We start from the raw sequence: 24756 nt of genomic DNA, 5'->3' as shown, positions 1-24756 counted from the left end.
ATTGGTCTGTCCTTGCCGGGCAGCCTACCTGGTCACACCGACACGGCCGCCTCGGCCGCCGGGCGCGGATCCCTTGCCGGTACGCCGACTTGAGGCGCCCGCGGACCCGCACCGAGAGGCCCCGGAGTGGAACCACGGCGTCGTCGGCTCAGTCGTTGGGCCGCAGCGTCCAGACCACATTGACCTCGCCGGTGACCGCGCCGTCCTCGCGCCGGATGGAGACGGCGACCGGGAATTCGGGACGCTCCCCCTTGTCCAGCTCCGCCACCACGTCCGCGACGGGCCGCCCCAGCGTCGCGGTCGCGGTGACCACTCCCCTGGCGATCTTCTTGAACGCGATGTCGGCCGTGACGGGGAGCGGCACGGCACGGCTCAGCTGGTCGCCGAAAGCGGCGAGCACGATCGCGCCGCTCGCGGACTCGGCGAGCGTGAACATCGCGCCGGCGTGCGGTCCGCCCACGTGGTTGTGGTACTCCGGCTGGTCCGGCAGACGGAGGACGGCCCGCTCCGGGGTGGTCTCCAGGTACTCCAGGTTGAGGGTCTTGACCATGGGGACCGTGGCGGCGAGCAACTCGCCGAGAGACATCTGATCTTCACTCATGGACAGGCATGTTACCCATGAGTAGCCTAACTTGGCCATCCCTCCACGGCCGGTGAGCGAGTTGGCAGTCGAGCGCCTCACCGGCCATAGTCCCGTGGTGACCACACCCGCCGGCCCCCGCCGAATACACCGCCCCGCATGGGCCGGCCGCAACTACACGCTGCTGACCTCCGCGGCAGTCGTGACGAACCTCGGCGCCGGCGGGGCGCTGATCGCGTCCGCGTTCGCGGTCCTCGAATCGGGCGGCAACGCCGGCGACGTGGGCCTGGTGGCGGCGGCCCGCACCCTGCCGCTCGTCCTCTTCCTGCTCATCGGCGGAGCGCTCGCCGACCGGCTGCCGCGCCACCGGGTGATGGTCGCCGCCAACGCCCTCAATTGCGTATCGCAGGCCGCCTTCGCCGTACTCGTCCTGACCGGCGACCCCCAGCTCTGGCAGATGATGCTGCTCACGGCGCTCTGCGGCACCGGACAGGCCTTCTTCTCGCCCGCGTCCGAGGGCATGCTGCTCTCCACCGTCAGCGGCGAACAGGCCGGCCGGGCCTTTGCCCTGTACCGGATGGCGATGCAGGGCGCGGGCATCGGCGGGGCGGCCATCGGCGGCGCACTGATCGCCGCCATCGGCCCCGGCTGGGTGCTGGCCGTGGATGCGGCGGCCTTCGCGGTGGCGGGCTCGCTGCGCGCCTTCCTCGACGTCGGTCACATCCCCGCGCGCAAGCCGGGCGGCGGCATGCTGTCCGATCTCCGGGAGGGCTGGCAGGAGGTCGTCAGCCGTCCGTGGCTGTGGTCGGTCGTGGTGCAGTTCGCGGTGGTCAACGCGGTCGTGGGCGCCGCCGAGGCGGTGTACGGACCGCTGGTCGCCCGGGACAGCCTCGGAGGACCAGGACCGTGGGGCCTGGCGCTCGCCGCCTTCGGCGCGGGAACGGTCGGGGGCGCGATGGTGATGATGCGCTGGAAGCCGAAGCGGCTGCTGTTCGCCGGTACGCTCTGTGTCCTCCCGCTCGCGCTGCCGTCGGCGGCCCTCGCGCTGCCCGCTTCGGCCACCGGGCTGACGGTGGTCATGTTCCTGACCGGGATCTCCATCGAGGTCTTCGGCGTCTCCTGGATGACGGCGCTGCACCAGGAGATCCCGGAGGAGAAGTTCTCCCGCGTCTCCGCCTACGACTGGCTCGGTTCGCTCGCTATGCTTCCCCTGGCCACCGCTCTGGCCGGGCCCGCCGAGAACGCCTTCGGGCGGTCGGCCGCGCTGTGGGGAAGTTCCGGGCTGGTCCTGCTGCTCACCGTGGCGGTGCTGTGCGTTCCCGCCGTACGGAATCTGGAGCGCCGGACTCCGGCTGACTCCGCGCCCATGGAGCCTGCCGCGGGACCGGACGTGGAACCGGCCGTGGCACCGGCCGCCGAGTCAGCCGATACGGAAGGCGCTGTCGGGCGGCTCGGGTGAGGCGACCGCCTCCGCGTCCCGCACCGGCCGCGCGCTCCCGATGAACCGCTCCAGCGAGGCTCCGTGCTCGACCCGCGCGGGAAAAGCGTCGGATGCGGTACGGCGGGCCAGTCGAGCCGTGTCGATCTCGGCGTGCGAGGCGACCAGGACCGCATTGCCGAAGCGACGGCCACGCAGTACGGCGGGCTCGGCGATCAGCGCGATCTCCTCGAACACCGCCCGGAAGGTGGCCAGCTGGGAGCGGAGGAAGGTGAAGGGAGCGCCGTCGGCGAGGTTCGCGGCATAGACCCCGCCGGGTTTCAGGGCCCGCTCGGCCGCCTGCGCGTACTCGAAAGAGGTGAGATGCGCGGGCACCCGTGAACCGCCGAAGACATCCGCGATCAGCACATCGGCGCCTGCGGCGGGAGCCCCCTCGATCCAGTGCCGCGCATCGTCGGCGTGCACGGCGATGCCGGATCCGTCCCGTACGGGAAGATGCTCGGCGACCAGCGCGAGAAGCCCGCGGTCCGCCTCCACCACGTCCTGCCGCGAACCCTGCCGGGTCGCCGCGACATAGCGGGGCAGCGTGAGCGCTCCCCCGCCGAGATGGGTCACATCCAGCGGATCGCCCTCCTCCGCCGCGCAGTCCACGACGTGGGCGAGCCGCCGGGCGTACTCGAACTCCAGGTGCGTCGGATCGTCCAGGTCGACATAGGACTGCGGCGCACCGTCCACGGTGAGCAGCCACGCCCGCTCCCGGTCCACGTCCGGCATCAGCTTGGCAGTGCCCCAGTCGACGTCCCTGGTCACCGGTATCTGTTCGCTCACGCCTTCATTGTGCCGCCCGTCCAGAGGGCGGCCACCGCCTCGGCATGGGCGGAGGCCTGGGCAAGACCCGCGCGGGCGGCCGGTGCGCGGCGCGCGGGGTCCAGCACATTGCGCCCGAAGGCCTTCCTGGCCGCTGCGTCAGGCGTGATGACCTCGACCCGCGCCCCTTCGGCCGCGAGCCGTGCGGCCTGCCGGCGCGGGGAGACCAGCACGCCGCCGCCTGCCGCGTTGGGCGCGATGACGACGACGCGTGCGTATCCGGCGGCCAGCTGGGCGTTGGCGCACGAGTGCACGCCCCCGTCGATCCACTTGCGCCCTTCGGCGGTCACGGCGGGCCAGACACCGGGGACGGCGCAGCTGGCCGCGACGGCGTCCACGACGGGGACACCGTTGTCCTTCTCGAAGACCCTGAGCTCACCGGTGACCGCGTCGACGGCGGTGACCCGCAACGGCCGCGCGGGCCATTCGTGCGAGACGAGCCGCCGGGCGATCACCTCGCGCCGGGCGGCCTCGTCCTGGCCGCCGGCCGCGGGCCGCATCCTGGCCAGCTTCTGTGCGTACGCCTCAGGGGTACGGGAGGTGAGCGCGGCCTGTACGAAACGAAGGAGCGTGGCGGCCCCGAGGTGGGAGACGATCTCGCCCCGGGGATCGGCCAGTTGGCGCTCGTACAGCTCGGAAAGCGTGAGCAGCCCTGAGGTGAGCTGCGCGCCGACGACCGCCCCTGCGGAGGAGCCGATCACCAGGTCCGCGGTGGAGAGATCGGTGCCGGCCTCGGCGAGGCCGTACAGGATGCCGATCTCCCAGCCGACGCCGGTGAGTCCCCCGGCGCCCAGTACCAGTGCTGTATCCGTCATGAGCGCAGTGTGGCCCGCGCTCGGCGCCGTGCGGAAGACGGGCCGCTGCACTTACCCGGGCGCGGCAATCGCGCGTGAGACCGTTTCGGTGTCGGCCGAACTCGTCAGGATGCGGATCTCCTGCCCGTCGGGAGACCGATAGGAGATCAGGGTATTTCCCGCCCGCCAGCTGGGCTCGGAGCTGATCGTTCCCCCGGCAGGAATCTCGACCGACTGCGCGGACCGCCTCCTGAACAGCACCGCGCCGCCGGAGACCGTCATCTTTCCGTAGACGAAGGCTCTTTTCCCGATCCCCTCGGTCCAGGAGATACGGCAGGGAATGCTGACCTCGCCCGTTCGCTTCATCTCGGCGGCACGCCCCGCCGCTCTGCGGCGCGTCATCGCGAGAATAATCTTCACTGCGCCGAAAGCCATGAGGGCTCCGATGGCAGTCTCCATCATGAATTCCATATCCCCCTAAAAATACCTCGGAGATCGGCCGGGGAGTGGCGGGCCGGAGGCAGCGCAGCGCGCGAGCCGGTGGGGCGTGGCTCGCGCGGCGGGGGGCAGCTCTGTTCCGCGGGCTGTCAGCCGGTGAAGCCGGCGAACATCTTGGAGAACTGGGAGAAGCTGCTGGGCGTCGGTCAGACCGAACACCTCGGAAGGCGTGTCGTTCTGTCCCAGCATCGGGGTGACGCCGACCTCGGCCCAGGCCCGGGCATCGGTCAGGCTGCCAGTTCTGGGTGACCGAGTAGGTGGCGATCAGCCCGGTCGGAGCGTCGTCGGCGTGCGCGCCTCCGGCGGAGAGCGAGGCTGCGGTCAGTGCCGCGGCCGCAACGGCGGCAAGGGGCAGGGCAACGCGCCTCATGGGCGAGTTCTCCTCGTCTGTGGGGATGCAACCGCGCGGCCCCCAAAAAATGGTCCAGCCCAACCTCGACGTCGCTAGGAACGTGCCGGTGTCCGGCATGCGTTGCCGCATGCCGGACACCGGCCGGAGACTGAAGGTCTAGCCGAGGACTTCGGTCACCGTGCCCGAGCCGACCGTGCGCCCGCCCTCACGGATCGCGAAGCCGAGGCCCTGCTCCAGCGGTACGTCGTGGCCCAGTTCGACGGTCATGGTGACCGTGTCGCCGGGGCGCGCGACCGCCGTTTCGCCGAGGTCCACATCCCCGACGACATCGCCGGTACGGATGTAGAACTGCGGCCGGTAGCCGGTGGAGACCGGCGTGGTCCGGCCCCCCTCGCGCGCCGACAGGACGTACACCTGAGCGGTGAACCGCCTGGTCGGCGTGGTACTCCCGGGCGTCGCCACCACATGGCCGCGGCGTACCGCGTCACGGGGCAGTCCGCGCAGGAGCAGCGCCACGTTGTCCCCCGCCTGGGCCTCGGCCATGGGCTTGCCGAAGGTCTCCAGGCCGGTGACGACCGTCGAACCCTCCTTCCAGGACGCAGCCGCGCCGAGCACCTCGACGCGGTCCCCGATCCGTACGGTGCCGCGCTCGATGGCGCCGGTGACGACCGTGCCACGACCGGTGATGGTCAGCACGTTCTCCACCGGGAGCAGGAACGGCGCGTCCACATAGCGCTCCGGCATCGGTACGTACGTGTCGACCGCGTCGAGCAGCGCCTCGATCGACGCCGTCCAACGCGGGTCGCCCTCAAGGGCTTTGAGGCCGGAGACCCGTACCACCGGGACCGCGTCGCCGCCGTACCCGTGCGCGGAGAGCAGTTCGCGGACCTCCAGCTCGACCAGGTCGGTGAGCACTGTGTCCTCGCCGTCGTCGACGGCGTCGGCCTTGTTCAGCGCGACGACGATGTGGTCGACTCCCACCTGGCGGGCGAGCAGCACGTGCTCCGCGGTCTGCGGCATGATCCCGTCGAGCGCCGAGACGACGAGGATCGCCCCGTCGAGCTGGGCCGCGCCGGTGACCATGTTCTTGACGTAGTCCGCGTGGCCCGGCATGTCGACATGGGCGTAGTGACGGGTGTCGGTCTCGTACTCGACGTGCGCGATGTTGATGGTGATGCCGCGCAGCGCCTCCTCCGGGGCCCGGTCGATGCGGTCGAACGGGACGAAGGTGGCGGAGCCGGTCCGGCTGAGGACCTTGGTGATGGCGGCGGTCAGGGTGGTCTTGCCATGGTCGACATGGCCCATCGTGCCGATGTTCAGGTGCGGCTTGGTGCGCACGTATGCCGTCTTGGGCATGGCTGTTTTCTTCCTCGGGAACTCGAAGCGTGATGGGGACCCCCGGGCCTTGCCGACCCTCCCCCTGCGGGGTCCGCCGGACGATCCGGGAAGGGTCAGCTTCGGGCGCCGCCGAAGGGCGCTGCCGCAGTGGCTGCTGCTGCGACTGCGGCAGCGGGGTCTGCGAAATCGGCAGCCTTCGGCGCTGCCGCGACTGCGGCCCGCGCTGTGAGGAAGACGTACCGGTACATGTCGCTGATCATGCCCTCGGGACCCGGGGCACGTCGAATGGTTTTTCGCCGTACGGGAGTTGTCGCGGTCAGAGGTTTTTGAGGGCTTCGCGCACGGACAGCGGGGAAAGCCGGGGCCCCGACTCCGCGACGAACGCGCGCACCGCGCCCGGGTCCGTCCTGCCGTACTCCCGCAGGCACCAGCCGATGGCCTTGCGGATGAAGAAGTCGCTGTGCCCGGATCGGCGCAGGCAGTAGCCGAAGAGCCGATCGGTGTCGGTCGCGTCCTGGTAGCGCAGCTGGTGGAGGAGTGCGGTCCGCGCGACCCAGAGGTCGTCGTCCTCGATCCACTCGTCCATGACGGTCCGCAGCCCCGGGTCGGCGGCGACGAGCGGGCCGACGACGTGCGCGGCGAGATGGTCGACCGTGTCCCACCAGGAGGAGGTGGAGACGAGCTGCCCGGCCACGGGGAGGAAGCCGGAACCGCAGCGCTTCACATGGCGGCGCAGGTAGTCGACGGCGAAATAGTGGTACTCGCGCTCCGGGAGCTCCCAGCAGCGCAGGGCGATGGCCGTGCAGTCCGCCTCGCCGGGTCGCGGAGTGCCTTCGAGGACCGTACGGGACAGGGCGCGGCGCTCCGGCGAGCGGATGCCGAGGAAGGGGGCGACGCCCTTCATGTACGCGACCATCTCGGCGGCGCGGTAGGGGTTCGCCGCCGCCGGATACTCCGTGGTGAGCCGTGCCAGCACGGTGTCGGCGAGCGCGCTCGGCGACACCGGTGTGATGGTCATACGATCCACATTACGGCGATCACACACCGATGTCGGTTACGCTCCCCGGATGCTCGAGACCGCCACCCGGCCGGCGTCCCCCGGCTTCGCTGCGCGCTGTTCCAGGGCCTTGCTCTCGCCCAGGTCGCGGCTCTCCCTGCTCGTACTGATCCTGCTGGCGGCCGCGACCGCCATGGTCCTCCTCCAGCCGCAGCGGCTGCTCTCCTCCGATCTGCCGCCCGCGCTGGGCGGCGGCGCCGCGGTGGTCCTGTTCGGTGTCGCGTACGGCCTGTGCACCGCGGCGTTCGTACCGCGACCACTGCTCAATCTGGCCGCCGGCGCGCTCTTCGGTACGGCGGCGGGCCTCGGCGCGTCGATCGCCGGGACGGTCATCGGCGCGGGGATCTCCTTCGGCCTCGGCCGGGTGCTGGGGCAGGAGGCGCTGCGGCCGCTGCTCCGGGGCCGCTGGCTGAAGGCCGCGGACGGGCAGCTGAGCCGGCACGGTTTCCGCTCGATGCTGGCACTGCGGCTCTTCCCAGGGGTCCCGTTCGCCGCGGCCAATTACTGCGCGGCGGTCTCCCGGATGGGCTGGACTGCTTTCCTGGTGGCGACCGGGGTCGGTTCGCTGCCGAACACAGCTGCGTACGTCGTCGCCGGCAGCACGGCGTCATCACCGACCTCGCCGGCGTTCCTGATCGCCATGGGCTTCATCGTGGTGACGGGCCTGAGCGCGGCGGCGGTCGCCTGGCGCAGGCGCCACCGGCTGCACGACCGCTGACCGGAGCGGCCCGAAAAACCGGGGTCCGTCGCATGCCGGTCATTTTGGGACGCTACTCTGCCCCGGACCGATCACCATTTGATTCACCTTGGACGGCGTACACCCATGTCTTGGTTCGAAGCGTTCGTCCTCGGATTCGTGCAGGGGCTGACCGAATTCCTGCCCATCTCCTCCAGCGCGCATCTGCGCCTCGCCTCGGCCTTCGCCGACTGGCCGGACGCGGGAGCGGCCTTCACGGCCATCACCCAGATAGGCACCGAGACGGCCGTCCTGATCTACTTCCGCAAGGACATCGCCAGGATCGTCTCCGCCTGGTTCCGGTCGCTCACCGACCGCTCCCTGCGCGGCGACCACGACGCCCGGATGGGCTGGCTCGTCATCATCGGCTCGATCCCGATCGGTGTGCTTGGTGTCGTACTGAAGGACCAGATCGACACCAGTTTCCGCGATCTGCGCGTCATCGCCGTCACGCTGATCGTGATGGGCATCGTCCTCGGCGTCGCCGACCGTCTCGCGGCCCGTGACGAGTCCGGCGGCAAGCACCGCGCCGTGAAGGAGCGCAAGTCGCTCCGGGAGCTGAGCATCAAGGACGGGCTCGTCTTCGGTGTCTGCCAGGCGATGGCCCTGGTCCCCGGGGTCTCCCGGTCCGGCGCGACGATCAGCGGCGGTCTGCTGATGGGCTACACCCGCGAGGCGGCGGCGCGTTACTCATTCCTGCTGGCAGTCCCGGCCGTGCTGGCATCAGGAGTGTTCGAGCTGAAGGACGCCGGCGAGAGCGGTCACATCTCCTGGGGGCCGACGGCCTTCGCGACGCTCATCGCCTTCGCTGTCGGATATGTGGTCATCGCGTGGTTCATGAAGTACATCTCGTCGAAAAGTTTCATGCCGTTCGTGGTCTACCGGATCGTGCTCGGCATCGTCCTGTTCTTCCTGATCGGCTCCGGTGCGCTCAGCCCGGACGCGGGTCCGGCCGGGGGCTGAGCACCGCCCGCCGACGGCCGGCGGACCGCCTCTCCCGCCATGCGGTGGAGACGGCTGCCGATCCCACCCGCTAGCCTGCCCTCATGCCTGCACCTGCCCCCACTCCTGTTTTCCCGCGGCCGAGCGCCGTGTGGAACGAGGCGATCCGCGAGTTCCTGCGGTCGCGGTACGGGCGGTCGTTGAGCTCTGCGGAGAGCGAGGAGTACCGGCGGCTGCGCAAGGGATACACCGACGCGCTGAAGGCGGAGATCTCCGCGGCGGCGTAGCCCTTCGGTCACCGTCGCGAGGCGTTCAGGTGGTGACGGTGAACCCGTGCTGCGCGCCCAGCCGGGTCAGGGACCCCTGGCCCGGGATGCCGTCGGCGGCCGGTCCCGCGAGGTGGCAGCGGCGCTGCCATGCGGAGTAGGCGTCGACGGTCCTGGCGCCGAAGCTTCCGTCGACGTACTGGTGGGGCAGGAGCCCCTCGGCGCTGAGCGCCTTCTCCACGAGCAGGACATCGCCCTTGAAGCTGGTGTGTCCCTGGGCCGCGGGCGGATCGTGACGGGCCGCGTGGACCACATGGGCCAGGGAGACCGCGGGCTTCGATGCGGGTGCGTGCCGCCAGGAGGCGACGGCCCCGCCGCCCCGCGGGTCGGCCGGATCGGCCGTCGGCGGGCACACTCCGTCGGGGAAGTGCGGGGCGAAGTAGCCGACGACGCGTGCGCTGCGCCGGGCGGTGGAGTGGGACCAGACGCCGTTGCCCTGCCCATTGTCCGCGGCTCCCGACCGGACGCTGTTGCCGCCCTTGGTGAAGACCGTGTCGGCGTCGAATCCGGTCACCAGCTCGGTGTGCGCGCCGTTGCCGAGATTCACCCACGCCCCGATGCTCGGATACGCGGACCAACTGCCGCGCTTCTTCGCCCAGTCGGAGAAGACAGCGACGTTGTCGACCTTCGGTACGACCGCGTCGAGGCCGACGTCGTGGTACATGTCCCAGTTGAAGATCACACACCAGCTCACCCCGTTCTCGCCGTACTCCTTGCCGAACTTGGTGATGTTGTTCCAGCCCTCCGAGCTGGTCCACGTCTCATAGATCTGCTCGGGTACGGCCACGACGTGGTCGACGAGTCGCTGCCACTGTGCTGATGCCATCGGGGATCCCTCCGTGCCGGCGAGGCATGAACGGCGTTGTGCCGCCGCCGTGTTCAACGAGCAGCACCCCCGGAGGTCAGCGCGGGTCTGGGCTAACCTGCCGGTCATGATGACCGCCGACGACGTCCTGTCCGTTCTCGCCGTACTGCGCGGTGCCGGCGCCGACACCTGGATCGCAGGCGGCTGGGGCATCGACGCCCTCGTCGGGGATCAGGGGCGGGACCACCGCGATCTCGATCTCCTGCACCGGCGCGAGCAGGAGGGGGACGTGCTGGCCGCCCTTGCCGGGGCCGGATTCACCGAGACCCTCGATCAGCGCCCGGTGCGGTTCGTCGTCACGCACGCGGAAGGCCGGGAGATCGATCTGCATCCCCTGGCCTTCGCACCGGACGGCTCCGCCGTACAGCAGTCGTTCGACCCCGGCAGTCCGTTCCCGTACCCCGCCGAGTGCTTCGTCACCGGGACGGTCGCGGGGACGACGGTCCCCTGCATCTCCGCGGAGCAGCAGGTCTACTTCCACCAGGGGTACGAGCCCGCGGACCGCGACCTGCGTGACATGGCGCGGCTGCGCGAGGCGTTCGGCATCGCCACGCACTTCTGATCAGCGGACCTCACAGCTCCCGGAGTGCGGGGAGCAGCTTCGACCCCGGCCGGCTGACCTTGGTCCGTGGCGTGCTCGCTTCATCGGTCAGGGGCGGCGGGCAGCCCAAGTGGTCCTGGTGGTACGGACGGTGAGGTCCTCGCGCCTCAGGACGCTGTACGGGCTGTCGCTGTCGAGGATCGTGTCGAGTGCGGCCAGGTCGTCGGCGGGCAACTGCTCGTCGAGGTGCGAGCGCAGCTTCCGCAGACACGCCTGCGCGTAGCGGGCCGTGGCGGCCGGGAGGGGAGTTGTCAGGGCGACGGCGAAGGGCCGCTTGGCTTCCATCACGAATCCCGCCCGGGTCAGATGATCCGTCCAGTCGACGGCCGGACCCGGGTTCAGCGTGGCGTGGACGCGGGCTTCCAGCCCAGGGCGGCCGATGCCGGTGTCGTCGGGCAGGAAGCGGGGGAAGAAGTCCATCTCGGTGACGGCCAGCAGACCGCCCGGGCGCAGGGCATCGAACGCTCCGGCCAGTACGCGGTCGGGGTCGGCCATGTGGTGCAGGGAGGCGGCCGCCCAGACCAGATCGCTGGTTCCGAGCGCGGGCCAGCCTTCGTCCAGATCCGCCTGGACGCCCCGGACCCGGTCGGCGAGACCCAGCGTGGACGCTTTCTTCGCCAGCCGGTGAAGCATCTGGGGGGAGATATCCACAGCCGTTACGCCGGCCTGCCCGAAACGCCGCGCCAGGGCGATGGTGCCTGTTCCTGTCCCGCTGCCGAGATCGACGATGCGGGCGGGCTCCGGGTCGGACAGTTCGCCCAGCCAGGCGGTCAGCTCCGACAGACAGGTCTGCAGAACCTCGGCGTCGAGCTCCAGGAGTTCGGCCATCGCGACAGTGCCGGCATCGGCTCCGGCGTGGCTCTGGTGCGGGTGGGAGGCGCTCGTTCCGGTGGTGATCATAGGTCGACGGTAACTCCGCTTTGCGCACACCGCGTAGGCTCTTGCGTATGACGCAAGAAAGCGACGTGGACAGCACGGTCCGCATGCGCATCAGGAGCCTGCGGCAGGCGCGCGGCTGGTCACTGGACAGCCTCGCCGAGCGCGCCTTCCTGAGCCCTTCCACCCTGAGCCGCATCGAGACCGGTCACCGGCGCATCAGCCTCGACCAGCTGACCTCACTGGCGCGGGCCCTGGGGACTTCGCTCGACCAGCTGGTGGAGACCCTGAACGACGACGACGTGGTGATCAGGCCCGAGCGCGACGAGCACCGCGGACTGACCACCTGGCTGCTGAACCGGGGATCCGGGCAGGCCGCTGTCACGGTCGCCAAGATGCGTATCACCGACGAGGCGCAGGGCCCGGGGGCCGACATGCTCGGAGTCCACCCCGGCAAGGACTGGTTCACCGTCCTGTCGGGGACCATCACCCTGATCCTCGGCGAGCGTGCCATACGGATCGAGACCGGCGAGGCCGCCGAGTTCTCCACCATGATCCCGCACGCCATCAAGGCGCTCGGCGGGCCGGCGGAGATCCTGATCATCCTCGATCACGACGGGCAGCGCACCCATCTCCACCCCCCGGCGCACACCTGATCCGCCCTCACGGCGAGGCGCCTCACCCGTCGGCGGCGAGGCGGTCCAGCCACTCCCTCAGCAGGTCCTGCTCCGCGCCGCTGAGGATCGTCTGCTCGGGCAGCATGGCGCGCAACGTGCGGGCGGCCCCGGCCGGGCCCGCGTCCCGTACGGCCGGTTCCTCGTTGGTCACGGTGGTGACCATGGACTCCCGCAGCGTGGTCAACAGGGCCGGGTCGCGCCGGTCTTCGGCCAGGGAGAGCCAGGTGAGCACCGCACCGCGTGCCGTGGCGTGGATGAGCATGGCCGCGAGTTCCTCGTCGACGCGGAGCCACCCGCCGGCGGCGAGCCGACGGATACGGCCCTTCAGGACCTCCATCCCGGCCCTGAAGGCAGCCGAAGCGGTCCTGGTGGGCTCGCCGTACATCAGCGTGTAGAGCGCCGGGTTGGCAAGACCGAACTCGACCGCCAGGTCCCAGCCGGCCCGCAGGTCCTCGATGGGGTCCTTCGGGTCCGGGTCGACGTGCTTGGCGGCGAGAAACGTGGCGAAGCCGTGCTCGGCCACCGCTTCGAGCAGCCCGTCCTTGTCCCCGAACAGCCGGTAGATGGCAGGCGCCTGCACGCCCGCCGCGACCGCGACCGCGCGGGTGGTGACGGCGTCGCGGCCCTCGCGCGCCAGCAGGTCGGCCGCGGCCTCGATGACGCGTTGCCTGGCCTGCTCGCGACCCACGGCTGCGGTGTCGGACTCGACGGCTGCGGCGCCGTCCCTGATACGTGAACGCGGTGGCATGTATCGACGATATAGCACTTCCGTTTCCGTCGTTAGTATCAGTGATACGCTCAATGCGATTCCATTGGAACTGGATTTACTGGAGCGCAATATGATCATCGTTACCGGAGCCACCGGGCTGCTCGGACGCCAGATCGTCGAACGGCTGCTGACCCGCGTGCCTGCCGACCGGGTGGGCGTCAGCGTCCGCGACCCGCAGAAGGCGCAGGCGTTCGCCGACCAGGGGATACGAGTGCGGCAGGGCAGCTTCACCGACGCCGACAGCCTCGCCCACGCCTTCGAGGGCGCCTCACAGGTGCTGATCGTCTCCGTCGACAAGATGGGCGAGGAGGCCGTGCGGCAGCACCGTGCCGCGATCGACGCGGCCGCGGCGGCGGGCGCGCGTCGCATCCTCTACACCAGCCACATGGGTGCCGGCGCCTCGTCGCATTTCGAGCCCTGCCGCGACCATGCCGCCACCGAGGAGGCACTGCGCGCCTCCGGCGTGCCGTTCACCTCGCTGCGCAATGGTTTCTACGCCGCCAGCGCGGTGCAGTTCGCCGGCCATGGCGTGGAGTCGGGCGACATCGTGCTCCCCGCGGACGGGCCGGTGAGCTGGACCGCCCATGCCGACCTCGCCGACGCGGCCGCCGCCGTCCTGGCCGACGAAGGCCGCTTCGACGGCCCCACTCCCCCGCTCACGGCGGGGCAGGCGCTGACCTTCGACGACATCGCCCGCATCGCCGCGGAGATCACCGGCCGCACCGTCACGAGGACCACCGCACCCGACGACGCGTTCTGCCGGGAGCTGGTGGGCCGAGGTGTCCCCGCCCAGGCGGCGGACCAACTGCTCGGCGTCTTCACAGCCGGCCGCGCCGGTGAGTTCGCCGCCGTCGACCCGACGCTGGCCACCCTGCTCGGCCGCGAGCCCCTCTCCATGGCAGCAGTCCTGCGCAAGCAGCTGTCCGGCAGCAGCGTGCGCTGACGGGCCGTGCCCGGTTACGGGCGGCGACCCCAGGCGGAGATCATCGGGGCCGTCGCCAGATCGAGCCGTCCGGTGGCGACGTGGGACAGATGGAGGTCGATGTCCTCGTCGGTCGCGATCCCCGCAGCCACGAGCCGGCCACGGATCTGCCGGACGGTCGCCGCCTCAAGGACGGTGCAGGCCGGCGAGGTGATCGGGAAGTAGGCATCCGCCCGTACGTCGGCCAGACCGGCTTCGCGCAGCAGCCGGGGCAGTGTCCGGCCGTACGAGAGATCGGCGCCGCGCGCCGCCATGAGTTCACGGAACCCGGACCGGAGACGGTTGGCCAGCCGCTGCTCGGGGCCCGACTCGTCCGGGCACAGCAGAGGCTGCAGCCCCGGATCGGCGTCCTCCAGGAGCAGCACACCACCGGGTCGCAGCGCCTGGACCATACGGCGCAGCGCCTCGGCACGTTCGACGACATGCACCAGGACCAGCCGGGCGTGCACCAGGTCGAAACCGCCCGGCGGCGGAGGATCGGCCGCGACGTCGTGGCGCAGGACCTCGACGACATCGGATGCGGCGTCCCGCGCCCAGGACACATCGATGTCGGTGCAGACCACCTTCCCCTCGGTCCCGACCCGCTCGGCAAGACCCGTGGGAACGGACGGACCGCCGGCCCCGACCTCCCAGCACCGCATGCCCTTGGTGATGCCGATCCGGTCGATGTGCCGGAACGTCACCGGATCGAACAGCTCGGCCAGTGCGCCGAACCGGATGCCCGCTTCCGACTGCTGGTTGTCGAGCAGATACCCGTGGTCCGTTCCGTGCTCACCCATGTCCTGCCCCGCCATCTCTCTCCGTCCGCCGGATCGATCCGTACGGGGCAAGTATCCGGACGAAGGGGCCGGGGAGCGCGGTGAGCGCCGGCGAAGCGGTAATGGCCCGGTAACAGCCGGTGCCTAGCCTCCTCGCGCAGCAGGACCGGCAGCACGATCCGGCGGCGCGGAGGTACCCCCATGACGTCTTCGACGGCCGAACGAGCCGAACGGGTGGACATCCGGCTGATCGGTGGTCTCCTCGTGCGCCGGGGCGGAGCACCGATCCCCGAGGAGCGCTGGACCCGCCCGGGTGCCCGTCGGCTCCTGAAGGTGTTGGCGCTGGCTGGGGAGCGGGGGGTGCGCCGCGACCGGCTCGGTGCGCTGTTGTGGCCGGATGCGCCCGCCGCCGCTGCTGCAGGCAGTCTGCGCGTGGCCCTCCATGCGGTACGCCGGGTGCTGGAGCCGGAGTTGAGACCGAGGGCCGGATCTTCGTACATCGTGTCGTGCGCCCCCGGATTCCTGTCCCTCGCACCCCACGCGGTCCGGGTCGATCTGTGGGAGCACCGGTCCGCGCTCCACGAGCGGACGGCGTCGGCGGACGTGCTCGAGCAGCTCACCGAATCGCTGACGGCGGAGCTGCTGCCGGACGACGACGTACCCCTTCTCCTGGAACGCAGACAGGAGCTGCGCGCCCTGCGCCGGGAGGCGGCCCTTCTGTACGCAGCCGCCGCCCGGAGAGCGGGCCGCACCGAGCGGGCGGTCGAACCGCTCCGCCGAGTACTGGCCGCCGACCCGGTTGCGGCCGACGTCTGCCGCGAACTTCTGGGCATTCTCCTGGACTTGGGCTACGACAGCGAGGTGGCGCGGCTCTACCATCTGCACCGCCGTGCGCTGGCCGAGGACTGTGGGCTCGCGCCGGACCCGCCACTGCGGGAGGTGTTCGCCCGAGCCGTCGCGACCCCCCGGGACCGGCGGATCGTACAGAACCAACGGTCGGAATTCGTCGGCAGGGAACGGGAGTTGGCGCTGCTCACCACGGTGCCGCGGGCGGGTGCACCCCCCAGAGTGTTCACGGTCACCGGCGAACCGGGCATCGGGCTGAGCCGCACCCTGGAGGAGGCCGCCCTGCGGCTTCGGGCGCGGGGTGCCGTCGTCCTGCACGCACGCCGCACGGCGTCCGGGTCCGTGCCGTACGCACCGGTGCTCTCCGCTTTCGACGACCTCCTTCGGCACTCGGGGCGGCGTCGGCGCTCCGCGGTGGCGACCGGCTGTCCGGATCTGGCCGCAGCACTGCCGACGCTGCACGGTACGGGGGACGGCCGGGCTCCCGAGGTGCTCGCCGACGCCGCCGCGCTGCTCATGGACCTCTCGTACGAAGGGCCCGTGGTGGTGCTCCTGGACGATGTGGACCGCTCCGCACACGGAACGGTGCCGCTCCTGCGTCATCTGATGCGCCGCTGTACGCACCGGCCCGTGCGATTCGTCCTCGCCGGCCGCACTCCGGTCGTCCAGGACGCCCTTGCGTGGGGACCCGTAGGGAAGATCGAGTTGGGGCGCCTCGGCCCGGCGGAGTGCGCCCGGCTCGTGGGTCCGGCGCTGCTCCGGAAGGGCGTTTCGCGCACGGCCGGGGAGATCCACCGGCTCTCCGGCGGCAATCCGCTCTTCGCGCTGGAGCTCGCGCGCGACACGCTGGGCCGCGGCACGGTGCTGCGGCGCCTGCGGGAGGAGCCGCCGGCGTTGCGGCAGGTGCTGGAGCTGCTCGCACGTACTCCGGATGGGCTGACGCACCCTCAATTGCGGGCTGCTGCAGGGACCTTGGCGACTCGACACGCACTCCTCTCCGGGCTCGATCGTGCTGTGCGGACCGGCTGGGTGCGCACGGAGCGCGGACCGGTGTACGCGCTGGCCCTCGACGCCGTGCGGCTGGCCCTGGCGCCGACGGCTGCCGCCGACGGGTGGTCGGTGGCAGCCGCGGCACACGTGCAGCTGTGCGGTTACTTCAGGGCGTAGGCCCGGGTGATGTCCTGCGAGGTGCGGTTGCCCTCGCTGTCCCAGACCTCGGTGCGCAGGCTCACGAACCCGTTGGTGGCGGACAGTTCGGGGTGCTGGACGGTGGCCTTGAAGGAGTTGGCGTCCTTGCGGCTGACAGCGACCGGCTGCCAGGTGGCGCCGTCGTCGTAACTGACGGACACCTTCGCGCCGGCCATCGTGGTGGAGGCGGTCGAGGCCTTCGAGCGGGAGGCGTCGACGGTGAACGAGAACGCCTTGTCCGCCGCGACCCTGTTGGTGATGTCGGCCTTCATCCCGTAGTCGAGCAGGACGACCGGCAGCGCCTCGCAGAGCGTCGCCTTGGGAACGGAGACCTTGCAGTCCTTGACGGACATGGCCGTCGGGGCCGCCGAGGAGAAGCTGTACTCGGTGTGGGTCTTCGTCCCGAGGTTCACCCCCGGGTAGTCGGCGAGCCTCGCGGTGTCGTCCACGAAGCGGTAGCTCGCCTTCTCGGGCACCATCAGCTTCGTGGTGTCGGTGATCTTCTGGCCGTCCCGGTAGTACGTGTAGACCCGGGACCGGCCGGTCTTGCTGAAGTGGTCGGCGTCCGAGTCGCCGCCGAGCTGGGGGGCGAACACCGTCCCGGCGTCGGTGCGGCAGAAGTTGCAGGCGTACGGGGTGACGTTGGCCGGGTGCATGGCCGGCGCCCACCAGTCCTCGGTGGAGACCGCGCCGGGCAGGTAGCCCTTGGCCGATTCGACCATCGCGGTCGCGTAGTCGGTGCGCGCCCAGATGTTCTGCTCGTACGTCAGGCTGTTGCCTGCGCGCACATAGTCGTCACGGGTCTCTCCCTGCTGGACGAACTGGCCCGAGCGCAGCGACGTCATGGGGTAGCTGCCCCATGAGTGGATGGTCGCGTATCCCATCCGGGCCGCGCCGTCGGTGTGGAAGGAGTTCTTGATGGTGGCGAAGTCCTTGGCGCGGGCGGTGGTCCGCAGGTTCGCCGGGATGCCGGAGAAGTCCCACTGTCCCGAGTACTGGTAGCCGGACTCCTCCACGCCCTTGAGCGAGAGGGAGGTACGGCCCTGGGCGACGGCGGCGGCGAGTGCGCGCCCGTCGGCGTAGGTGGTGGAGAAGTACGGAACGTTCACGCCGAGGACGACGATGGAATGCGGCGCCTTGCTGTTCGGGGCGAGGACGACCGCCTCGGCGCCCGCTGCCTCGACGGCCCGGATCTGAGAGCTCTTGAGGGTGTCGAAATGGATCAGGGCTGCCTTGCCCTTGACGTCGACCGCTGCGAGGTCGGCGGCCGAGCCGCTGCCCGCGTCGACGACGTCGTACTTGTAGGTGCCGGAGAACCGCTTGAGGTAGCTGGAGGTCTTGGCCGCGAGGGCGAAGGTCTCCGGGCGGGTGACCGTGGCACGGATCAGCGGCTCGCGCTTGGACTGCCAGAAGGAGGACAGCAGTTCACCGGTGGCGGGCTTGGCCGCGGGGATGGCGCCGAACTGTTCCTGGCTCCAGTTGCTGAGACCCGCGATGCCGTACGTGGCGCGCCGGGCGCGGTTCTCGGTGTACCGGGTGAGCTGGTAGGAGAGCTGCGAGTCCTCCAGGGCACGCGTCTCGTCCGGCAGCCGCATGTCGAAGTTGGTCGCCGTCGTGCCGTCGACCGTCTCCGCGGCGTCCTTGGTCGTCAGGTCGATCTCGGGGACGCTGAAGAGGTCGGTGGAGTGGTCGACGGTGGCGTTGCCGCTCGCCGAGGTGACGAGCAGACCGGAGACGGAGTACTTGCCGACGGGCAGGCGCAGTTCCTGGTGACCGCCGGCCGCGCTGAACTGGGCGAAGTAGTTGTTGTCGAGGCCCAGGACCGTGAAGCTGGCACCCCCGGGGGCGTTGCCCAGCCGGTCCTTGAAGTCGAGGGTCAGGCCGCGTCGCTCTGCTTCCTTGGAGAAGCCGATGGCCGTGTGCGCGCTCTTCCCTTCGGCGGTGGTCGCCGTGAGGTAGCCGCTGTACTCGCCGGTGGCGACGTCACTGGGGTCGAGGGTGAGCGTGACGTCCGCGGTGCCGCCTGCGGGGACGGTGACGCTGCCGTCCGAGAGCGACAGCGCTCCGGCGGGAAGGGCGTCCCCCGCGGTGGCGGAGAGTGCGACGGTGGCGGCTGTGGCCGTGGGGTTGGTCAGGGTGACCTTGCGGGTCTCCTTCTCGTACCCGGTGTCACTCCACTCGACGAGCCCGAAGTCGCTGCTTCCGGAGATCTCCAGCTCGGGGTCGAGGGCCGCTGGAATGTCCACCCGGCCGTCGCCCTGCTCGTACACGGAGGAGTTCGGGGCGATCTTCGCGTGGGTGGTCAGCGCCTCCTTGATGTGCTGACCGGTCCAGTCGGGGTGCCGCTGGGCGAGGATCGCGGCGGCGCCCGCGACGTGCGGGGTGGCCATCGAGGTGCCGCTCGCTGAGGTGTAGAACTCACCGGTCGGGGTGCCCATGGTCGTACCGGCCGCGCGGGCCGCCACGATGTTCACTCCGGGGGCGGTGATCTCCGGCTTGATGGCGTTGTCGCCGAGGCGGGGGCCGCGGCTGGAGAAGCTCGCCAGTACGTCGGACTTGTCGACGGCGCCGACGGTGAGCGCGGAGTCGGCCGTTCCGGGGCTGCCGATGGAGCTCGCCCCGGGCCCGGCGTTGCCTGCGGCGATGACGAACAGGGTGCTGCTCGATGCGCTGAGCCGGTCCACGGCCTGCGTCATGGCGTCACCGCCCGGAGTGGCGGGACCGCCCAGGCTCATGCTGACGACATCGGCGCCCTCGCCGACGGCCCACTCCATGCCCGCCATGATCCAGGAGTACTCGCCGCTGCCGGTGTTGCCGAGCACCTTGCCGATGAGCAGGTCGGCTTCGGGGGCGACGCCCTTGTACTTGCCGCCGGAGTTGGCGCCGCTGCCCGCGATGGTCGAGGCGACGTGGGTGCCGTGCCCGTGGCCGTCGGTGACCGGTACGCCCGGCACGAAGCTCTGGGACTCGGTGACCCGGTCCTTCACATCGGCGTTGGTGAGGTCGACGCCGGTGTCCAGGATGGCGACCTTGGAGCCCTTGCCGTCGTAGCCCTTGGCCCAGGCCTCGGGCGCGCCGATCTGGGGGACGCTCTGGTCGAGGCTGACCTTCGCCTTGCCGTCGTACCAGACCTTGGTCACTCCCGCGCTGCCCGGGGCCGTGACGGCCTTGCCGTTCCTGGGCACCTTGCTGACCGGTTTCACCTGCTGCCAGAAGGACTTGGCGTTCTTCTTGCCGACCTGGACCCCGGCCATGTCCAGCCGGTCGAGGACGGCGCCGCGGTCGCTGTCGGGCAGGGCGTCGGCCCGCTTCGTCAGCGTGGCGGCGTTCGGCTTGTCGCCGTAGGAGACGATGACCGGAAACTCGTCCGACTTGCTGTCCGCGTACCCGTCCTTGATCAGCTGGGTGACGTTGAACAACCGTGCGTCCAGGGCCCCTGACGCCACACCGTCGAGTACGTCCGACGGATAGACGTAGAGGTCTCCGTCGGGACCGCTGACGGTACGGAAGGTCTTGGCACTGCCCGCCGCCGGGTTGGCGTCGACGGACTGCCGGCCGTCGGGCGCGGTGTTCACCGTCACGGTGTCACCGGTGACGAGAGTGATGGTGGCGGTACTGGCCGTTCGCTGCGCGGAGTCGACGAGCCCGGTGGGGGCCTGCGTCGCCTGCGCGCCGGCGACGCTGGTGAGCGAGGCGCCGAGTGCGACTACTACGGCGGTGGCCAGCAGTCCTGATCTGGTTCTCCCTCGTGGGGGGTGCTGCACGTGCTCCTCCTCGATCGGGGGGACATGGCGCGGGGCACGCCGGACACACCCATGCAAGACATGGCATGTACGGGTCACCACTGCGTGCCCTGGACGCTACCGGCGGTCACCGCAGGGGAAGAAGGGGCGGATGCGGCGCTTAGGTGACAGCGACACCTAAGCGCCGCCCACCGCCCTGGCCGTGTCCGCCGGGGGCCGCTCGCCCGCCCACGAGGCGGCGGATTCCCTGTGCTGCGTACCGATCCAGCCGTGCCTGGCCGCATGCCAGCCCAGTTGCATCCGGGTCGCCACTCCGGCCCGGTCCATGAGTCCGCGCGCCCGGCGCAGTACGGTGCGCCGTCCCACCCCCAGCTGACGGGCGATCACCTCATCGGTCAGACCGCTGAGCAGCAGCGTGAGCAGCCGGAGTTCCGTCTCGTCCAGTTCGGGACCGCCCCGGTCCTTCCCGTCCGCCGTCGGATCGAGGGGCAGTGCGCTGCCCCATGTGTGCTCGAAGAGGCCGATGAGCGCGTCGAGGAGCGGGCTGGGGTGGATCAGCGCCGAGTCGTTGGGGCCCTCCGCGGTGGCCGACGCCGGCACGATGGCCACCGCACGGTCGACGATCATCATCTTCAACGGAAGCCGGTGCGCGGCACGCGCCTCCTCGCCCGCCGCGATGTAGCCGCCGATCCGCACGAGGCCGCCCGACTGCTCGATGGCGAGGCGGTCGTACACCGTCCGGTACCGCACCCCGGCGGCCAGTTGCTCCATCTCGCAGCTGTTGCCCTTGGCCGTGCCGTCGGCGTCCGCGGTGACGTACGGCGGCATGTCGAAGATCATCACCTCGTCCTGTGCCGTGCGCTGGATCTGGTCGATCCGCTGCGCGACCGCCGCGTCCGGGGTGAACTCGACGGCGACCCGGCCGTCCCCGGGTCGCGGGATTCTGCGGTACTCGTCCACCAGCCGTCCCATCGCGGCCCGCGCCGTGTGCAGTTCCTGCATCCGGCGCAGCAGCAGCACCTCGCCCACGATGTCCGGGGGCGAGGCGATCAGCCGGGCCCGGTCGCCCGTCGTACGGCTCAACAGCCCTTTCGCCGCCAGTCCTTCCAGCGCGACGGCGGCACGGACGGACGGGACTCCGGGCAGGTCGGGAAGCCGGTCGGCCCAGCAGGGTCCTGACCGCACCAGCGCCTGGTACAACTCCGCCTCGTCGCACGTCAGTCCAAGGGCCTCGAGCACGGCGTCTCCTGAGGATCGTCGGGATGTACCGCCAGCCTCACCGTCCACTTCGGTCCCGGGAACCTCCATCTTCGGCCCCGCGGCCTCTCCGTAACGGGGCAGTAACTCCCCACTGGTTAGGCTGTACGTCATGTCCGCATCAGCCAGTCCCCACAGACCGGGGCCGGCCCCGTTGCGGATTCAGCTCCTCGGCGGCTTCCGCGTCGAGCGCGCGGATTCGGTTCCCGTGGCCCAGACCTGGCGGCGGAGCAGCGCCAAGACTCTGGTGAAGCTGCTCGCCGTGGCGCCGGGCCGGACACTCCACCGGGAACGGGTCATGGACGTCCTGTGGCCCGATGCCGGAACGGACGCAGCGCTGCGCAATCTGCGGGTGACCCTGCACGCCGCACGGCACGCCCTCGAACCGGAACTCGCCCCCCGGGCAACCTCCTCGTACCTGCTCGCGGACGCCGAGATGCTGCGCCTTGCACCCGGCCGCGTGCGCGTCGACACGGATGAGACACAGGAGGCGGCCCGAGCAGCCCTCGCCTCGGGCGACCTCCCCGCGCTGGAGGCTGCGCGGACGGCGCTGGAAGAGGAGTTGCTGCCGGAGGACCGCTACGCCGACTGGGCCGAGACACACCGTCGTACCCTGCGCTCACTGCACGACCGGCTCACGCCCGCGCTCGCCGCCGGCCTGCTGGCGGCCGGGCGTCCCGACGACGCGGTCCGGATGCTGCGCTCCGCCGTCGACCGCTCCCCGACCGACGAGCCGCTCCAGCTCCTGCTCGCCCGTACGCTGCTCGACACGGGCCGCCCCCGGCAGGCCATCCAGCAGTACCACGCCTGCCGGGAGGCGCTCTCGGAGGAGCTGGGGGTACGGCCGGGAGCCGCGTTCGAGCAGCTGCACCGGGCCGCACTCGCGTCCATCACCCCACGGCATCCGGCCGTGTCAGTCCCCGGACCCACTCCGCTTCCCTCGGCGATACGGCGCCACTCCCCGCTGCCGCTCTTCGGGCGCGAGCACCCGCTGGCACTGCTGGTCGCGCACTCGACGAACACCGACGGGTCGCCTCTCGTCCTGGTACGCGGAGAGCCCGGCATCGGCAAGACCCGGCTGGCCGAGGAGACCGCCAGGGACGCCGCACGACGCGGAGCGTCGGTGGTGTGGGGCACGAGCCACGAGGCGGAGGGGCATACACCGTACGGAGTCTTCGCCGACGCCCTCGGCGGCCACCTGGCGGGCTGCACGGCCGAAGAGGTGGCGGTCATCGGCGCGGAACACCCCGGTCTCGCGTATCTGCTTCCCGTCCTGGGCGCGGAACCGGTGGCCACCGGGAGTCCGGAGGAGGAGCGGGCCAGGCTGTTCCGTGCCGTGTCGGGGCTGCTCACGGACATGGCCGCGGTACGGCCCGTCCTGATCGTCCTGGACGACCTGCACACCGCCGATCCCGGTTCGCTGGCCCTGCTGCACCATCTCGTCCGTACCGCGCATCCGCGCCGCTGGCGCTTCATCGCCACGTGCCGGGAGGAGACACTGCCGCCCGGCTCCGTCTGGGGCGAGGTCCGCGACACCTTCGTGGGCCAGCGGATGGCGGTGGAGATCGACCTGCTGCGGCTCAGCCGTGCCGACTGCGTCGGTCTGGCCGCGCGGGCCACCGGAAGCAGCAGGGCCGCGGCGCGCGGGGTCGCCTCGCGGATCTTCGAACTGTCGCTGGGCAACCCGTTGTTCGCGCTGGAGCTGACCACGGGCGCGTACGAGGACCTGGAGCGCACGACCGGGCCACGCGGCAGTGGCACACCGGACTCCATCGCCGTGCCGGAGAACATCCGCAGAGTGGTCGGCGGCCGTCTCAACCGCCTCCCGCCGGATGCCAGGCGCGCCCTGGCGGCGCTGTCCGTCGCGGACCGCGGCGCGGTGTCTCTCAGCGAGTTCGAACCGGTGGCTGCCGCCGGGCTGCACCCTCCGATGGCCGGACCCGCCGTAGTGGCGGCGCTGGATGCCGCGCTGGCGGCGGGCATCGTCGAGGAGCGAGAAGTGGTGGTGGGCGGACGGCCCTCGGCGGGGTACGCCTTCAAGCATCCGCTGGTCCGGCTCGCCTGCGCCGAGCAGTTGAGCTCGGCCGCGCGCGGGCACCTCCACCGTGCGTTCGCCGACGCGGTGCTGCGCACCCGTCCGGAGGCGGTGGACACCATCGCCTTCCATCTCTCGCACGCCGACGACGTGCGGGCGCCCGAGTATCTGCACCGTGCGGCGCGGCGCGCCGCCGCCCTCTACGCCAATGACAGCGCCTGTGGCTACTACGAGGACCTCGTCGCCCGGCTCGACGCCGCCGGTGACCCGTTCGCGGCCGGCGCCCGGCTCGAGTGGGGCATCGTCCTGCGCCACAGCGCCCGGTACACCGAGGCGGAGGCCGTCCTCGGACGGGCCCTGCGAGAGCTGACCGCCGCCGGGGAGGAGGCGGGCGCACTACGTGCGACGGTGTCGCTCGGTGAAACTCTGGGCCGTGCGGGCCGACCGCTGGAGGGCCTGGCGGTCCTCTCCGGTGCGTCGGAGGTACGGGGATCCTCGGACCGCGCCGGTGAAGGACGGGCCTCGCTGCACCTGGCCATCGCCTCCCTCCGTTTCAGCGCCGGGCTCGTGCCCGGGGCGCTGGCGGCGCTCGGAACCGTACAGAAGGAGGCGGCAGGTCTGCCGGAAGATCTCCGACTGCCGCTGCTCTCCCAGATGTTCTCGGTGCGCGCCGCCTGCCTCGTGGTGACCGGGCAGCTCCGGGAGAGCCGCACGGTGGCCGAGCAGGCGCTGAGCATCGCCGAGCAGACCGGGGACGCCGCACTGCAGTCCGGCGCCCTGTCCGTCGTGGGCGAACTCGCCCGCAAGGACGGGCGGCCGGAGGCCGCGAGGGACTGTGCGCGCCGCGCGGTCACCATCGCGCGGCGCACCGGCGACCCGTCCGTGCTGGCCTTCGACCAGAGCAATCTGGCGGGCGCCGAACTTCTCCTGGGCGAGCACCGGCGGGCCACGGCCCTCGTCGAGACAGCGGTCCGGCTCGCCCGCTCTCTCGGCCGGACCTGGTGTCTCCCCTACGCGCTGATCACCCTCGCCGAGGTGCGCCTGCGCAATGGACGGCTGGATGAGGCGCGGTCCGCCCTGTCGGAGTGCACGCTGGTCGTCGGCGCGAGCGGCGATCCGCAGCTGCGGGAAGGGCTGCGGCGCCTGTCCGAGGAGCTGGGCGAGGCACGCGCCGCCTCCGCGCGCTGACGCTCCGGTCAGCGCTCCCCCGCACCCCCGAACGATCCGTGCC

At 71.1% G+C, this 24756-nt stretch carries 21 protein-coding genes; 9 read left to right on the top strand and 12 right to left on the bottom strand.

The window, feature by feature from the left end; genetic code table 11:
- Positions 1 to 148: 148 nt before the first annotated feature.
- Positions 149 to 586 (bottom strand): DUF4442 domain-containing protein, encoded by a 438-nt coding sequence (locus J0695_RS04470; RefSeq protein WP_206960583.1) that lies wholly within the window; start codon positions 584 to 586, stop codon positions 149 to 151.
- 109 nt (positions 587 to 695) lie between these two features.
- Here J0695_RS04470 and J0695_RS04465 point away from each other — a divergent pair, with 109 nt between their 5' ends.
- Entirely contained in the window at positions 696 to 2039 is a 1344-nt protein-coding gene (locus tag J0695_RS04465; protein WP_206960581.1) for an MFS transporter, read from the top strand.
- Here the strand turns inward: J0695_RS04465 and J0695_RS04460 are convergent.
- The 5 genes from J0695_RS04460 to J0695_RS04440 form a co-directional block, all read right to left on the bottom strand.
- Entirely contained in the window at positions 2001 to 2846 is an 846-nt protein-coding gene (locus J0695_RS04460; RefSeq protein WP_206960374.1) for a spermidine synthase, read from the bottom strand. The genes J0695_RS04465 and J0695_RS04460 overlap by 39 nt on opposite strands.
- On the bottom strand, positions 2843 to 3700 hold the full coding sequence (locus tag J0695_RS04455) for a patatin-like phospholipase family protein (protein WP_206960373.1): 858 nt from the start codon (positions 3698 to 3700) through the stop codon (positions 2843 to 2845). The genes J0695_RS04460 and J0695_RS04455 overlap by 4 nt, the downstream gene beginning before the upstream one ends.
- A gap of 51 nt (positions 3701 to 3751) precedes the next feature.
- The gene (locus J0695_RS04450; protein ID WP_206960371.1) at positions 3752 to 4141 is read right to left on the bottom strand and encodes a hypothetical protein; all 390 of its coding nucleotides are present in this window, start codon (positions 4139 to 4141) and stop codon (positions 3752 to 3754) included.
- Between the two features lie 544 nt (positions 4142 to 4685).
- The gene (gene tuf, locus J0695_RS04445) at positions 4686 to 5885 is read right to left on the bottom strand and encodes an elongation factor Tu (protein ID WP_206960369.1); all 1200 of its coding nucleotides are present in this window, start codon (positions 5883 to 5885) and stop codon (positions 4686 to 4688) included.
- Positions 5886 to 6183: 298 nt separating this feature from the next.
- On the bottom strand, positions 6184 to 6885 hold the full coding sequence (locus tag J0695_RS04440) for a DNA alkylation repair protein (RefSeq protein ID WP_206960367.1): 702 nt from the start codon (positions 6883 to 6885) through the stop codon (positions 6184 to 6186).
- Positions 6886 to 6934: 49 nt separating this feature from the next.
- On the opposite strand from J0695_RS04440, the gene J0695_RS04435 reads away from it, so the two are divergent.
- From J0695_RS04435 to J0695_RS04425, 3 genes are all read left to right on the top strand, one after another.
- Positions 6935 to 7642 carry a TVP38/TMEM64 family protein gene (locus J0695_RS04435; RefSeq protein ID WP_206960365.1) on the top strand — a complete coding sequence of 236 codons (708 nt, stop codon included), beginning with the start codon at positions 6935 to 6937 and terminating at the stop codon, positions 7640 to 7642.
- A gap of 105 nt (positions 7643 to 7747) precedes the next feature.
- Positions 7748 to 8623 (top strand): undecaprenyl-diphosphate phosphatase, encoded by an 876-nt coding sequence (locus J0695_RS04430; protein WP_206960364.1) that lies wholly within the window; start codon positions 7748 to 7750, stop codon positions 8621 to 8623.
- A gap of 83 nt (positions 8624 to 8706) precedes the next feature.
- Positions 8707 to 8889, top strand: coding sequence for a hypothetical protein (locus tag J0695_RS04425; RefSeq protein WP_206960362.1), 183 nt, complete (start codon positions 8707 to 8709; stop codon positions 8887 to 8889).
- 25 nt (positions 8890 to 8914) lie between these two features.
- On the opposite strand, the gene J0695_RS04420 is transcribed toward J0695_RS04425, so the two are convergent.
- Positions 8915 to 9754, bottom strand: coding sequence for a peptidoglycan-binding domain-containing protein (locus J0695_RS04420; protein WP_206960359.1), 840 nt, complete (start codon positions 9752 to 9754; stop codon positions 8915 to 8917).
- A 106-nt stretch (positions 9755 to 9860) separates the two neighbouring features.
- Here J0695_RS04420 and J0695_RS04415 point away from each other — a divergent pair, with 106 nt between their 5' ends.
- Positions 9861 to 10355 (top strand): nucleotidyltransferase domain-containing protein, encoded by a 495-nt coding sequence (locus tag J0695_RS04415; RefSeq protein WP_206960358.1) that lies wholly within the window; start codon positions 9861 to 9863, stop codon positions 10353 to 10355.
- 87 nt (positions 10356 to 10442) lie between these two features.
- Here the strand turns inward: J0695_RS04415 and J0695_RS04410 are convergent, their stop codons facing one another.
- Entirely contained in the window at positions 10443 to 11294 is an 852-nt protein-coding gene (locus J0695_RS04410) for a class I SAM-dependent methyltransferase (protein WP_242552208.1), read from the bottom strand.
- Positions 11295 to 11341: 47 nt separating this feature from the next.
- On the opposite strand from J0695_RS04410, the gene J0695_RS04405 reads away from it, so the two are divergent.
- The gene (locus J0695_RS04405) at positions 11342 to 11926 is read left to right on the top strand and encodes a helix-turn-helix domain-containing protein (protein WP_206960357.1); all 585 of its coding nucleotides are present in this window, start codon (positions 11342 to 11344) and stop codon (positions 11924 to 11926) included.
- Between the two features lie 22 nt (positions 11927 to 11948).
- Here the strand turns inward: J0695_RS04405 and J0695_RS04400 are convergent, their stop codons facing one another.
- On the bottom strand, positions 11949 to 12695 hold the full coding sequence (locus tag J0695_RS04400; protein ID WP_206960356.1) for a TetR/AcrR family transcriptional regulator: 747 nt from the start codon (positions 12693 to 12695) through the stop codon (positions 11949 to 11951).
- Between the two features lie 91 nt (positions 12696 to 12786).
- Between J0695_RS04400 and J0695_RS04395 the strand changes: the two genes are divergently transcribed.
- Positions 12787 to 13659, top strand: coding sequence for an NmrA family NAD(P)-binding protein (locus tag J0695_RS04395; protein ID WP_206960354.1), 873 nt, complete (start codon positions 12787 to 12789; stop codon positions 13657 to 13659).
- Between the two features lie 14 nt (positions 13660 to 13673).
- On the opposite strand, the gene J0695_RS04390 is transcribed toward J0695_RS04395, so the two are convergent.
- Positions 13674 to 14477 carry a class I SAM-dependent methyltransferase gene (locus tag J0695_RS04390; protein ID WP_206960353.1) on the bottom strand — a complete coding sequence of 268 codons (804 nt, stop codon included), beginning with the start codon at positions 14475 to 14477 and terminating at the stop codon, positions 13674 to 13676.
- Between the two features lie 180 nt (positions 14478 to 14657).
- Here J0695_RS04390 and J0695_RS04385 point away from each other — a divergent pair, with 180 nt between their 5' ends.
- Positions 14658 to 16469, top strand: coding sequence for an ATP-binding protein (locus J0695_RS04385; RefSeq protein WP_206960352.1), 1812 nt, complete (start codon positions 14658 to 14660; stop codon positions 16467 to 16469).
- Here the strand turns inward: J0695_RS04385 and J0695_RS04380 are convergent.
- Together J0695_RS04380 and J0695_RS04375 are read right to left on the bottom strand one after the other, a co-directional pair.
- Positions 16454 to 20254, bottom strand: coding sequence for a S8 family peptidase (locus tag J0695_RS04380; RefSeq protein ID WP_206960351.1), 3801 nt, complete (start codon positions 20252 to 20254; stop codon positions 16454 to 16456). The two genes, J0695_RS04385 and J0695_RS04380, sit on opposite strands and share 16 nt — an antisense overlap.
- A gap of 156 nt (positions 20255 to 20410) precedes the next feature.
- Complete coding sequence (locus J0695_RS04375; RefSeq protein ID WP_206960349.1) at positions 20411 to 21472, bottom strand: TrmB family transcriptional regulator; 1062 nt, start codon at positions 21470 to 21472, stop codon at positions 20411 to 20413.
- 172 nt (positions 21473 to 21644) lie between these two features.
- Here J0695_RS04375 and J0695_RS04370 point away from each other — a divergent pair, with 172 nt between their 5' ends.
- Complete coding sequence (locus J0695_RS04370) at positions 21645 to 24713, top strand: ATP-binding protein (RefSeq protein ID WP_206960348.1); 3069 nt, start codon at positions 21645 to 21647, stop codon at positions 24711 to 24713.
- Positions 24714 to 24756: the final 43 nt, after the last annotated feature.

The organism is Streptomyces beijiangensis (genome assembly GCF_017315755.1).
Lineage (GTDB): Bacteria > Actinomycetota > Actinomycetes > Streptomycetales > Streptomycetaceae > Streptomyces > Streptomyces beijiangensis.
Note: the sequence above shows the minus strand (reverse complement) of the source record. Positions and strands in the feature narration are given on the sequence as shown.